The organism is Streptomyces sp. NPDC102514 (assembly GCF_055584525.1).
Map to the genome: position 1 here is coordinate 613,660 of NZ_JBVJLW010000003.1, position 13,429 is coordinate 627,088.

Genomic DNA, 13,429 nt, shown 5'->3' on the forward strand with positions numbered 1-13,429 from the left:
CAGGACCGGTGCCAGTACCGGTGCCGGCACCAACAGGAGCGCGAGTACGAGCACGAGTACTAGCGAAGGAGCACACGGCATGAGCGTGATGTACGGCAGGTTGGTCGATCTGCTGGTCGACCGTTTCGAGGTGGACCGTGCGGAGATCGGCCCTGACACCACGTTCGAGGACCTCGACATGGACTCGCTGTTCCTCGTCGAGCTGCTTCTCGTCATCCAGTCCGACTTCGGTGTGCACGTCGACGACGACGCCGCTTCTCCCGGGGACACGGTCACACAGGTCGCCGACCTGATCGAACGCCTCGCGTCCGCCGAGGTCCCCACCGGGCCGTAACCAGGCCGCAGCCGACCGGCGACCAGCAGCCGTCAGCCGGGCCGGAGTCCGCCGGAAAACGAGTCGAGGACGACCATGAGCACCCAGCAGTCAATCATCAACTACATCGCCGGTGTGTGGCTCGACGGTGACGCCGAGGGCCTCGACGCGCAGGTCCCCATCGCCGAGCTGAACATCATCGACTCGGCCGGGATCTTCGACCTCGTGCACTACATGCAGGACGACTTCCGTATCACCGTGCCGCTGCAGGAGATCTCCCCGGCGAACTTCCGGACGGTCGACACGATGGCAGCGCTGGTCGAGCGGCTGCGGCGAGAGGGTGAGACCGTCCGATGACGTACGTGACTGGGGACAGGCCGGACAGACACGACCGGCAGACCGGGCAGGACGGCGGGGGCGTCCAGCGCCAGGTCGTCGACATCATCGCCTCGCGGACGCTGTACGACGAGTCCTACCTCCTGCCCGACAGCCACTTCGAGGCGGAACTCGGTATCGACTCGGTCATCTTCGAATCGATCCTGGCCTCGGTGAAGGAGCAGTTCTCGCTGGTGGCGCCGCTGCCGTCCGGCCTCGTGACGGTCGGCGACCTGGTCCGCGCGGTCGAGCAGGCCTGTCAGGCGCCCGGTGCCGACGTTCCCCGACGGGCGGACACCGCACCGGCCGGCTCGCTCCTGGAGGTGGTCGTCACCACCACCATGCGGCACACGCAGTACCAGCGCGGTCAGCTGGCACCCGGCGCCGACTTCGAGAGCGAACTGGGCATCGACTCGGTGGTCCTGGCCTCGATCGTGGCCGACGCCGCGCGCGAACTCGGCCTTCCCCCCGGCCTGGCGGGCACCGTCACCGCGGCGTCCCTGGACGAGCTGGTGGAGGCGCTGCGTCCGTATCACGAGGGCCGGCACCGGGCGGATCAGGCGCTCACCGAGCCCGGTCGGGGTGCGGTGCCGGTCCCGGACGAGCGAGCTGCGCAGGAGCGCGTCACGCAGGAGCGAACCGCGGACGGCCTGGGCCCGGCCTGGGACGGCCGCTCCATGAAGGACTTCGTGGAGGAACGCGACAGCGACCTGTTCGCCAAGACCCGCAGCTTCGGCAGGTACCTGCGGCGGCGCGAGGCCGAGCGGCTGTACTGGTACGGCATGCCGCTGCACTCCCGCTGCTCGAACCGGGCCGTCATCTTCGACGAACTGGAGGGCCGCGAACGCGAGTTCCTGATGTTCGCGTCGAACAACTACCTGGGTCTGGCGAACCACCCCAAGGTGATCGAGGCGATCTGCGACGCCACGCACCGGTACGGGGCCACCCACACCGGCTCCCGGTTCATCGGCGGCACCAACATGCTCCACAAGGAACTGGAGCGGCGCCTCGCGGCCTTCAAACAGCGGCCGGCCTGCATCGTCTATCCCGGTGGCTACGCGGCCAACATCGGCGCGATCTCCGCCCTGGTCAAGAGCTACGACACCGTCGTCGTCGACAAGCTCAACCATATGAGCATCGTCGACGGCGCCCGGCTCTCCGGCGCCACCCGCAGGATCTACCAGCACAACGACATGGCTGACCTGGAGCGCATCCTGAAGCGCTGCGACGAGGGGCCCGGCGGCAAACTCATCGTGGCCGACGGGGTGTTCAGCATGCACGGCGACATCTGCGACCTGCCCGAGATCGTCCGCCTGGCCAAGGAGCACGGCGCGAGGGTCATGATCGACGACGCACACTCCACCGGTGTGCTCGGCCGGCGCGGCTCGGGAACGGCCGAGCACTTCGGGCTCAAGGGCGAGGTGGACCTGGAACTGGGCACGATGAGCAAGACGCTCGCGGGCATGGGCGGGTTCGTCGTCGGCGACGAGGAGGTCGTCGAGTACCTCCGCTTCTACTCGAACTCGTACGTCTTCGCCGCGAACATTCCCGCGGGTGTCGCCGCCGGGCTGATCGCGTCCATCGACGTCATCGAGTCGGAACCCGAACGCATCACGAAGCTGTGGCACAACATCCGTCTCCTGCAGAGCCAGTTGGCGGACGCGGGCTTCGATCTGGAGAACACCCGCAGCGCGATCCTTCCCCTGGTCATCGGCGACGAGCGCAAGGCGATGGAGATGGGCCGCGCGGTCCGGGCGAGAGGGCTCTACTGCCAGACCGTGGTGTTCCCCGGTGTGCCGCTCGGTGACGCGCGGCTGCGGGTCAGCGTCACCTCGGAGCACACCCCCGAGGACCTGGAGACCGCCGCGGGCATCTTCGTCGAGGCCGGCCGCGAGGTCGGTGTCCTGCCGTCGGCGGGGTGAGGCGACGATGACCGAAACAGCACTGACACGGGTGCCGCACGACCGCGCTCCCTCATCGACGGACTCCGGCAACCCGCCGGCGGACTCCGGCATCTCGACGCCCGGTTCCGGGTCCACACCCCACGAGTCCGACGACACCTCGCTGATCCGGTTGTCGCGGGCACTGTCCCCCGAGCAGGCGGCCCGGCCCGCGTTCATCGGCGAACGGACCGTCACGTACGGGCAGTTGGAGGCGGACGTCGCCGCCGTCGCGACCGGCCTGCTCGGACTCGGCACGACGGCCGGCGACCGGGTGGCGATCTGGATGGACAAGACGCCGCGCTACGCCGAGGCGATTCTCGCGACCCTGCAAGCCGGTTACGCCTACGTCCCCCTCGACGGGGGCCAGCCACCGGCGCGGGTGGAGCACATCCTCACGGACTGCGAGCCCGTGGTCCTCTTCACGGACCACCGACACCTGGCCTTGCTCGCGGGCCGTGAACTGCCTTCCTCGGTACGAGAGATCGTGGTGGCCGACGACGCCGGTGAGGAAGTGAACGGGACCGCGTCGAGGCCGACGGCACCTGTCCGGCCGTGGGCCGACTTCACCGCGACGGCAGCAGGGGAGGCGGCTCATGTCGAGTCAGTGCCCACCCCGGATCGCGACGATCTCGCCGCCATCCTCTACACCTCCGGCTCGACCGGTACGCCGAAAGGGGTGCGGATCTCCTACCGGAACCTGGCGAACTTCATCCGCTGGGCCCGTACCGAACTGACCGTGGGACCGGACGACGTATTCGCCAACCACGCCTCCTTCAACTTCGACCTGTCGACCTTCGACCTCTTCACCGCGCTGTCGGTGGGCGCCGGAGTCTGGATCGTCGCCGACGACGAGGCACGCGATGTCGCGGCGCTGGCCAGGGGAATCCGCGAGCACGGTGTCACGGTGTGGTACTCCGTGCCCTCCGTGCTGAACCTCCTGACCCGCTCGGGAGCGCTCACCCCGGACACGGTACGCACCCTGCGGTACGTCCTCTTCGCGGGCGAGGTGTACCCGATCGGGCAGTTGCGTTCACTGGCGACCCGGCTGCCCGAGGAGACGGCGCTCTACAACCTGTACGGGCCGACCGAGACCAATGTCTGCACCTACCACCGGGTCCGTGCGGAGGATCTCACCCGGGACGAGCCCGTACCGATCGGCACCCCGGTGCCCGGCGCCCGCATGTCCGTCGTGGACGAGGACGGACGCGCGCAGCGCGGGCCCGATGCGTTCGGCGAGTTGATCGTGGAGGGTGACTGCGTCACGCCCGGCTACTGGCGAGGGGCGGAACACCCGGCCGACACCGGAAACGCACCCGCCGAAGGCGCCGCTGTCAGAGACACTGCCGCCGGACACAGGCAGGGCCGGCATGCCACCGGCGACCTGGTGAGCTACGAGGGAGCCGGCCTCGTCTACCGCGGTCGCCGGGACCGGATGGTCAAACTCCACGGCTACCGCGTGGAGTTGGGCGAGATCGAGGCCGCGGCGCTCAAGCACCCTGCCGTCGCGTCCGCCGCCGTCGTGCTCGACACACAGGGCCCGGAGCCACGGATCGCCCTCCACTACACCCTCGTACCGGGCGCCCGCAGGCCCAACCTCATCGAGATCAAACGGCACTGCGCACAGCACCTGCCCCGCTACATGCTGCCCCAGCTGGCCAACTGCCTTGATGAACTGCCCCACAACGCCAACGGCAAGACCGACTACCACCGCCTGGGCAGCGGGACGGCCGGTCCTGTCCGGCACTCGCAGGCCGTGCCCGGCAAATGACGGAGACGCTCATGAACCAGGATCCCGACAAGACCCCCTGGCAGGGGAAAGAGCCGAAGACCGTCGCCGGGCTGCTGCGCCGCCATCTCGAACACCGTCCGGACGCACTCGCGTACCGATTCCTCGCCGGAACCGATGCGAGCCGTGCCGACGCCCGCAGCGCGGGAGAGACCGGAGAGACGGGAGGGATGGAGGGGACAGGAGAGGCGGAACAGGGCGAGTCATGGAACTACCGAGAGCTCGACCTCCGTACCCGGGCCGTGGCCGCGCTCCTCCAGCGCGAAGGCCTCACCGGCAAGCCCGTCCTGCTGCTCCATCCCCCGGGGCTCGACTACATCGCCGGCTTCCTCGGCTGCCTGTACGCCGGAGCCATCGCCGTACCCGCCTACCCGCCGGACACCCGGCGCTTCGGCCAGACCATGCCCCGGCTCGCGGCCATCGCCCGGGACTCCGGCGCCACCCACGCCCTCACGACCGGAGCCCTGTCGCGCTTCGCGGCCACGAAGCGACGCGAGATGGACTCGCTCGGGCTCGCCGGTCTGCACTGGCTGGCACCGACCGAACTGGGCACGGCAGGCGCCGACGACTGGCATGAGCCCTCCGTCGGGAGCGATGCGACGGCCTTTCTCCAGTACACGTCCGGCTCGACCTCGTCCCCCAAAGGCGTCATGGTCAGCAACGGCAACCTGCTGCACAACCTCCGCTCGATCCACCGCAGGCTGGAGCACGACGCCGGATCGGGCATGGTGTCCTGGCTGCCCCCGTACCACGACATGGGTCTCATCGGCGGCATCCTCACGCCCCTGTACGGCGGCTTTCCCGCCCACCTCATGTCCGCGATGTCGTTCGTGCGGCAGCCGCTGCTGTGGCTGGAGACGGTGTCGCGGACCAGGGCGTCCACCAGTGTGGCCCCCAACTTCGGTTTCGAGCACTGCGTGCGCCGGATCACGGACGAGCAGCGGGACAGCCTGGACCTGAGCCACTGGAGGCTGGCGCTGAACGGCGCCGAGCCGGTACGCGCCGACACCCTCGACCTGTTCGCCGAACGGTTCGCCCCCTCCGGCTTCGAACGCCGTGCGCTGCTGCCCTGCTACGGCCTCGCGGAGGCGACGCTGATGGTGACGGGGGTCGGCGCGCACGAGCCACCGCCGGTCGGCGCGTTCGCGTCCGCCGCACTGGGCGCGGGGATCGCCGAGTCCGTACCCGACACAGCCGCACTCCAAGGACACCAAGGTCCCGAAGAAGTAGAAGCAGCAGAAAGACCCGCAGTAGCCGAGTCGCGGTACGGGCGGGCGGTCCGGCTGGTCGGATGCGGTCCCGCCGTCGACGGGGTGGACGTCGCGATCGTCGACCCCGACACCCGACGGCGGATCGACTCCGAGAGGCACATCGGCGAGATCTGGATCGCGGGCGGAAGCGTGGCCCACGGATACTGGGGCCGCCCCGAGACCAGCGAGGTCACCTTCCGGGCCCGTATCGAGGGCGAAGGGCCGACGCCCTTCCTGCGCACCGGCGATCTCGGCTTCCTGAAGGACGGCCACCTCCACGTCGTCGGCCGTATCAAGGACGTCGTCATCGTGCAGGGCCGCAACCACTACCCGCAGGACGTCGAACTCACCGTCGAGCGGGCCGACGAGGCGGTCCGGGCGGGGTCGGGCGCGGCCTTCTCCGTCGAGGTCGACGGCGCCGAGGAACTGGTCGTCGTGCACGAGGTCGAGAGCAGGCGCCTCGACCGGCCGCAGGCGCTCCTGGCGAAGCTGCGTACGGCGATCGCCGAGGAGCACGACGTGGCACCCCACGCCGTCGTCCTCCTCAAGAGGTCGACGGTCCACAGGACGACCAGCGGAAAGATCCAACGACAGGCGTGCAGGCGGGACTTCCTCGGACTCGGTCTCACCGTGGTGGCGGCCAGCGTGACGAGGGACCTGGTGACGCCCCTCCCCGCCGGGGGCCTCGCCGACCTGTCCACCCCCGCGCGTCGACAGCGGGTGGTCGACGCGGTCACCGAGGTTCTGACGGGTGTCCCGGCGACGGCCGACGCCCCGGACGTGACCGGCTGGACGTTCCTGGAACTCGACCTGGACTACCCGGCGCTCCTCACCGCCGTACGCGTCCTGGAGGAGCGGCTCGGCACCAGAATCCCCGTGGGCGCGCTGCTGGCACGTCCGAGGGTCGACACCCTGATCGGCCTGTTCCTCGGTGAGGAACCCGGGGAGCAGCCGCTCCCCAGGGATCAGGCGGCAGATCTGTGGGACGCGGACGCCGTCGAGTCCTGGCTGGTCGAGGAGGTGGCGACGCGCCTCGGCCTGTCCGCCGCCTCGGTCGACGTCACCTGGCCCATGGCCTCGTTGGGTCTGGACTCGAAGCAGGCCGTGGCGATCCTCGCGGAACTCGGCGTGCGGACGGGGCGCGAGATGAGCACGGGCACCGTCTTCGAGCACCCGACCATCCGGGCCGTCGCGGCCCACGTCGGTGCCGCCGGGCACTCGGCGGGCGCGGCGATGACGACGGCAGCGGCGACGGCGACGACACCGCCAACCCAGCCGCACCCACACGCGCACTCGCACTCGCACTCGCACCCACAGCCTCAGCCGTCGCCGTCGCCGTCGCCGTCGCCGTCGCCGTCGCGGCAACCGTCACCGCAGCCGGACACCGGGCACGAGCCCATCGCCATCATCGGCATGGGGTGCCGTTTCCCGGGAGCCCCGGACCCCGACAGCTACTGGCGGCTCCTGGTGGACGGGCGCGACGCGATCACCGGGGTCCCGGGCGGCCGTTGGGCCACCGAGCAGGTGGACGCGCCCGCGTTCGGCGGCTTCGTCGATCGCGTGGACGAGTTCGACGCCCGCTTCTTCGGCCTGTCGGCCAGGGAGGCAGCGCGGATGGACCCCCAGCAGCGGCTGCTCCTGGAGACGGCCTGGCAGACCGTGGAGGACGCGGGCCTCGACCCGACCGGCCTGGCGGGCAGCGCGACCGGCGTGTTCGTCGGCATCAGCAGCCATGACTACTCCGAGCTGCAGATGAGCCGGCTGGAGACGATCGACGTCCACGCGGCGACCGGCAACGCGCACTCCATCGCGGCGAACCGGCTGTCGTACACACTCGATCTGCGCGGGCCGAGTCTCGCGGTGGACACCGCGTGCTCGTCGTCGTTGCTGGCGGTGCACCTCGCCTGCGAGAGCATGCGGCGCGGCGAGTGCGACACGGCTCTGGCCGGCGGGGTCAACCTGCTGATCTCGCCGGGCCTCTCGGTGGCGTTCGCCCAGGGCAACATGCTGTCCCCCGACGGACAGTGCCGTACGTTCGACGACTCGGCGAACGGTTACGTACGCGGCGAGGGCGTGGGCCTCGTCCTCCTGAAGCCGCTCTCCGCGGCGCTCGCCGACGGCGACCCGGTCCACGCCGTCGTCCGCGGGTCGGCCACCGCCCACGGCGGCAGGAGCAACGGCCTGACGGCGCCCAGGGGTTCGGCGCAGCGGTCCGTGATCGAACGGGCCCTGGCGCAGGCGGGTCTGAGCGGTCCGGACATCGACTACGTGGAGGCGCACGGCACCGGCACCTCCCTCGGCGACCCCGTCGAATGGGAAGGCCTCGCCGCCGCCTACGGAAGCGGCCGACCGGAGGGCAGTCGCTGCCTCGTGGGGTCGGTGAAGACCAACATCGGCCACCTGGAGTCGGCCGCGGGTGTCGCCGGACTCATCAAGGCGGCCCTCGTCGTACGGCACCGCCAGGTTCCGCCGACACTCCATCTGCGTACCCCGAACCGCCGTCTCGCCTGGGACGGCGCCGGGCTCGACGTGCCGACCCGGCTCACCGGACTGCCGGACACCGGGGCCGTACGGGCAGGTGTCAGCTCGTTCGGATTCGGCGGGGCGAACGCACATGTCGTACTCGAATCGGCTCCCGATCCCGACCCGATCGACGCAGTGGCTCCGAAGCGGCCCACCCACGCCCTGTGCCTGTCGGCGCACACACCGACGGCCCTCACCGCACTGGCCCAGCGCTGGCGCACACACCTGGCCGCCCATCCCGACGCGGAACTCGCGGACCTCTGCCACACGGCCAACACCGGCCGGGCGCAGCTCGCCTTCCGGGCGGTCGTCACCGGCGGTTCCCAGGAGACGTTCGACACCGCGCTCGACGCCTTGGCCCGCGGCGGACCGTCCACCGCCGTGGTGCGCGGCCGGGTCCGGCCGGGCGCTGCGCCGAAGGTCGCGTTCCTCTTCAGCGGCCAGGGCACCCAGTACACGGGCATGGCCAAGGGCCTGTACGACACCCACAGCGGGTTCGCCCGCACCCTGGAACGCGCCGATCGCGTCCTGCGCCCGCACCTCGGCGTCCCGCTGACGGAACTGCTGTTCGGTGAGGGGTACGCCGACCGGCTGGCGAGCACCCGCTACTGCCAGGCCGCGCTGGTGGCGCTGGAGGTCGCGCTCGCCGAGCTGTGGATCTCGCTGGGTGTACGGCCCACCGCTCTGCTCGGGCACAGCATCGGGGCGTACGGCGCCGCCTGTGTCGCCGGGGTGATGTCCCTGGAGGACGCCCTGACGCTGGCCGCGGTACGGGGCAGGCACATGGCCGAACAGCCCGGCGACGGCATGATGATCGCCTGCGCCGGGGACGCGGAGACGATCCGCGCAGCTGCCGCCGCCGAGGACTCCGTCGCGGTCGCCGCCGTCAACGCCCCCGGGCATCTGGTGCTGTCCGGACCCCGTACGGAGATCGACCGGGTACGCACGCGGCTGGAGAGCCGGTCGGTCGTCGTCAGGCTTCTCACGGTGTCGCACGCCTTCCACTCCCCGCTGATGGCCGGTGCGGCCGAGCCGCTGCGCGCCGCGGCGGACGGTGTCGCGTTCCGGCCGCCGGAGATCCCCTGGGTCTTCGACGCGACGGGCGACCTGGTCACCGGGCAGGTCGGGGCCGACGACTGGGCGCGGCACATGCTGGGCCCGGTGCGTTTCGCCGACGGCTTCTCGACGCTGCGTCGCCTCGGCTGCGATGCCTTCGTGGAGATCGGCCCGCATCCGACCCTGCTCAACATGGCACGCACCATGACGCCCCCGTCCGACGAGGAGTCGGTGCTGTGGCTGCCCTCCCTGCGCCGTGCACGCGGCGGTCCCGCGGGTGACGGTGACTGGCAGACTCTTCTCCAGTCGCTCGGACGTCTGCACTGCGCGGGCGGGGCCGTGGACTGGGCCGCGCTGGACGAGGGTTCGCGCAGGCCCCGGATTCCGGTCCCGCACGCGGTGTTCGAAGGGCGGCCGTACTGGTTCTCGGCGCAATCGTCGACGACCGGCGGTGCCACCCAGGACGGCATCACACATCCGGATGCCGATGCGGCACCGCAGTCCGCCCCGGCCGCCGCTGTCGCCGCGCCCCCGGTCACCACCGCTCCACCGGCTCGACCTGCTGCACCTGCTGCACCTGCTGCACCTGCTGCACCTGCTGCACCTGCTCCAGCCGCCCCGGCTCCTCCAGCCGCCGCCGACGGCGTGGTCCGGAGTGAGGTGGTCGACCAGGTGGCCAAGGCCTGTGCCTTCCCGCCCGAGCAGATCCCCCTGGACGCACGCCTGGGCGCGGACCTCGGTTTCGACTCGCTGATGCGCACCGAACTCGAACGCGCCCTCGCCCGCCGCTTCCCCGAACAGCTGGACAGGTACCGCGAGTCGGTCCCCGAGGACCCGACCGTCGGCCAGCTCGTGGCTCTGCTGGACACCGGTGACCGGCCGCCGCCGGTCCGCGCGAACGGCACTCCCCTGCCTGCCGTCGACGGCCTCGCCGGCCCCCCGGTGCGGCAGGAGCGCGAGTTCGAGGAGTGGGCCGAGTACGCGGAACTGCAGGGCCGCCTCCGTCAGACCACGGCGAGCGGCTCGAACCCGTACGGCCGGATCCACGAAGGCCACAACTCCGGCCGTGTCTCCGTCGGCGGTCGCCCGGTCGTCAACTTCTCCTCCTTCAACTACCTCGCGCTGTCGCACCACCCGCGGGTACGCAGGGCCGCACAGGAGGCCATCGACCGGTACGGCACGTCGAGTTCGGCCACGCCCCTGCTGTTCGGTGAGACGCCCCTGCATCACGAACTGGACGCCGAGATCGCCTCGTTCCTCGGCACGGAGGCCGCGATCGTCTTCGCCGGTGGCCACGCCACGAACGTGGCGAGCATCGGGCACCTCTTCGGGCCCGAGGACCTGGTGCTGCACGACGAGTGGATCCACGACAGCGCGCTGCGCGGCTGCATGCTCTCGGGTGCGCGGCGCCGGCCCTTCCCGCACAACGACTGGCGGGCGCTGGACTCGATCCTGGGCACACTGCGCTCGCAGCACCGGCGGGCCCTGGTCCTCATCGAAGGCGCGTACAGCCAGGACGGCGACCTTCCCGACCTGCGCAGGTTCATCGACGTGAAGAAGCGCCACGGCGCGATGCTGATGATCGACGAAGCCCACTCGATCGGTGTCCTCGGGCGTACGGGCCGGGGCATCGGCGAGTACTTCGGTGTCGACCGCCGGGACGTCGATCTGTGGATGGGCACGCTCAGCAAGGCACTCGGCAGCCTCGGCGGCTACATCGCGGCCCGCGAACCGATCGTCGAATACCTGAGGTTCACCGCTCCGCTGCACATCTTCAGCACCGGTATCTCACCGGCGAACACGGCCGCCGCCCTGGAGGCGATCCGGGTCGTCAGGGACGAGCCGCAGCGGGTGGCCCGGGTGCGGCAGCTCGCCGAGCACTTCCGCGACTCGGCCCGTGCGCGCGGCTTCGACATCGGTGTGTCCCGTGCCTCGGCGGTGATCCCGGTCGTCATCGGCGACTGGGAGAAGACGATGGCACTCTCCAACTCCCTGCTGGAGCGGGGCGTGAACGTGATGCCGATCGGCTATCCGGCCGTCGCACGCGACGAGTGCCGGCTGCGCTTCTTCGTCAACGCGGACCACACCGAAGAAGATCTGGAACACTCCCTCGACCTCCTGGGACGAGCCATGTCGGAACACACCCACACAACCCCCTCCCCCGGCCCCGCCCCCACCTCCGCCCCCGCGGAGCGCTTGACCGCAACCTCGCACCCGACCGCTCCCGCTCCCGTCGCTCACCCCGGCCCCGGCCCGTCGGGCGACTCCGTCGCGGACGTCCTGGTCACCGGCGCGAGCGGGTTCATCGGCGGACATCTGACGCGTCGACTGACCGAACACGGCCACCGCGTACGGGTGTTGGTGCGCGAGGGCAGCGACCGTTCCGCCTTCGCGGGACTGGACGTCGAGGTGGCGACCGGTGACCTGAGCGACCCGGAGAGCCTGCACCACGCAGCGTCGGGCGTCCGGCACGTCTACAACTGTGCGGGCCTGTCGGCCGACTGGGGACCGTGGGAGGAGTTCAGGCGGATCAACGTCGACGGCAGCCGCAACCTCGTCGAGGCCGCCCACCGCGCGGGAACCGTGGAACGCCTCCTCCACCTCAGCACCACCGACGTGTACGGCTATCCGGTCACCCCCTGCGACGAGAGCGCGGAGCCCAGGGACATCGGACTGCCCTACAACCGCAGCAAGGTGCTGGGAGAGCGAGCCGTGCGGCAGGCCGCCGAGCGGACCGGGCTGCCGGTCACCGTCGTACGGCCGGTGTCGGTCTACGGGCCGCGCAGCAAGGACTTCGTGATCGAGATCGCGACGCTGCTGCTGAGCCGACAGATGGTCTACGTCCGCGGGGGCGCCGTACCGGCGGGTCTCGTCTATGTGGGCAATCTCGTCGACGGAATGATCGCGGCGTGCGCGTCCGACACGGCGGTCGGCAAGGCGTACAACATGCGGGACCCGGATCCGACGACCTGGCGGGAGTACGTGGAGGCGCTGGCCCGCGGTCTGGGCGTGAAGCCTCCCGCGTTCAGTCTGCCGACTCCGGTGGCGCGGGGCGTGGCCACGGTGTCCGAGAGGCTCTACGGCGCCCTGGGGATCAAGTCCCGCCCGGTGCTGACCCGTCATGCCGTCCATCTCTTCGACCGGGACCAGTCCTATGCCATCGACCGGGCGCGCGACGACTTCGGGTTCAAGAGCGAGGTGGGCTTCGAGGAGGGCATCGAGCTGACGCTGGCCTGGCTGGACTCGCCGGAGGGCCGCGCACTCGTCAGCCGCTGACCCCGACCGAGAGAGGTTCCACGTGCACACGATCGAGCGGCCGGCGGCGAGGGGCCCTTCGGCTACGCAACCATCAACTCCCGGCTGGTTCCCCGGCTTCGGCCCGAGCGGGGACACCGCAACCGCAACGGCTGCGGCTACGGCTACGGCTACGGCTACGAGTGCAGGGGCGCGCACCGCCCCACTGCGGCTCGTCTGTCTCCCGTACGCGGGCGGCACGCCGTCCGTCTACCGGAACTGGGCGGCGCACCTCGGCGACGACGTGCACGTCGTTCCCGTGCTCCTGCCCGGCCGGGGGCTGCGCGCCAAGGAGACGCCGTACACCGGCCTGGGCGCTCTGGTCGCGGACCTCACGGACGCCCTGATCCAGCACGAACTCGTCGGGGAATACGCCCTGTTCGGGCACAGCATGGGCGCGCTGCTCGCCTATGAGGTGGCCTGTGAGCTACGGGATCGGGGGTTTCCCGAGCCGGCGCATCTCTTCGTGTCGGGCAGCAAGGCACCGCACCTGTACGGCGACCGCCGCGACCACACCCGCTCCGACGCGGATCTGCGGCAGCTGGTACGCGACCTCGGTGGCCTGGGCGCCGACGACACCATCGGCAGCTCGTACCTGGAACGGCGGTTGCCGGTGCTGCGCGCCGACCTCACCGTCTGCGAGACCTACCGCTGGTCCCCGCGCCGCCCTCTGAGCTGCCCGATGACCGCGTTCTCCGCCACCCGTGACCCGATCGCGCCCGCGCACGAGATGGAGGCCTGGCGCGTCCACACCCGGGGCTCGCTCCTGCGCCACCACGTGGAGGGCAACCACTTCTTCCTCAACGGCCCGTCCAGGCCGTACCTCCTGCGCGAGATCCGTGCCGAACTCGCCCGCCACCTCGCCCGCCACCTCGACTGCCCACTGTGA

The 13,429-nt window shown here is 70.8% G+C and carries 6 protein-coding genes; all 6 read left to right on the forward strand.

The annotated features are described in order from the left end of the window. Nucleotides 1-79: 79 nt before the first annotated feature. Nucleotides 80-334: an acyl carrier protein gene (locus ACZ60E_RS10865; protein WP_210893200.1), complete on the forward strand. Its 255-nt coding sequence runs from the start codon at nt 80-82 to the stop codon at nt 332-334. Nucleotides 335-409: 75 nt separating this feature from the next. Next, the gene (locus ACZ60E_RS10870; RefSeq protein ID WP_398290875.1) at nt 410-670 is read left to right on the forward strand and encodes an acyl carrier protein; all 261 of its coding nucleotides are present in this window, start codon (nt 410-412) and stop codon (nt 668-670) included. Continuing rightward, entirely contained in the window at nt 667-2,610 is a 1,944-nt protein-coding gene (locus ACZ60E_RS10875; protein WP_469439501.1) for an aminotransferase class I/II-fold pyridoxal phosphate-dependent enzyme, read from the forward strand. Before ACZ60E_RS10870 ends, ACZ60E_RS10875 begins: the two co-directional genes overlap by 4 nt. A gap of 7 nt (nt 2,611-2,617) precedes the next feature. Next, the gene (locus tag ACZ60E_RS10880) at nt 2,618-4,399 is read left to right on the forward strand and encodes an amino acid adenylation domain-containing protein (RefSeq protein ID WP_469439504.1); all 1,782 of its coding nucleotides are present in this window, start codon (nt 2,618-2,620) and stop codon (nt 4,397-4,399) included. Between the two features lie 11 nt (nt 4,400-4,410). Beyond that, the gene (locus tag ACZ60E_RS10885; RefSeq protein WP_469439506.1) at nt 4,411-12,522 is read left to right on the forward strand and encodes an aminotransferase class I/II-fold pyridoxal phosphate-dependent enzyme; all 8,112 of its coding nucleotides are present in this window, start codon (nt 4,411-4,413) and stop codon (nt 12,520-12,522) included. 22 nt (nt 12,523-12,544) lie between these two features. Next, nucleotides 12,545-13,429, forward strand: coding sequence for a thioesterase II family protein (locus ACZ60E_RS10890; RefSeq protein ID WP_469439508.1), 885 nt, complete (start codon nt 12,545-12,547; stop codon nt 13,427-13,429).

Bases quoted from the DNA above. Each gene is read 5' to 3' on its own strand.
- ACZ60E_RS10865 (WP_210893200.1), top strand. From the start codon at position 80: ATGAGCGTGATGTACGGCAGGTTGGTCGATCTGCTGGTCGACCGTTTC.
- ACZ60E_RS10870 (WP_398290875.1), top strand. From the start codon at position 410: ATGAGCACCCAGCAGTCAATCATCAACTACATCGCCGGTGTGTGGCTC.
- ACZ60E_RS10875 (WP_469439501.1), top strand. From the start codon at position 667: ATGACGTACGTGACTGGGGACAGGCCGGACAGACACGACCGGCAGACC.
- ACZ60E_RS10880 (WP_469439504.1), top strand. From the start codon at position 2,618: ATGACCGAAACAGCACTGACACGGGTGCCGCACGACCGCGCTCCCTCA.
- ACZ60E_RS10885 (WP_469439506.1), top strand. From the start codon at position 4,411: ATGAACCAGGATCCCGACAAGACCCCCTGGCAGGGGAAAGAGCCGAAG.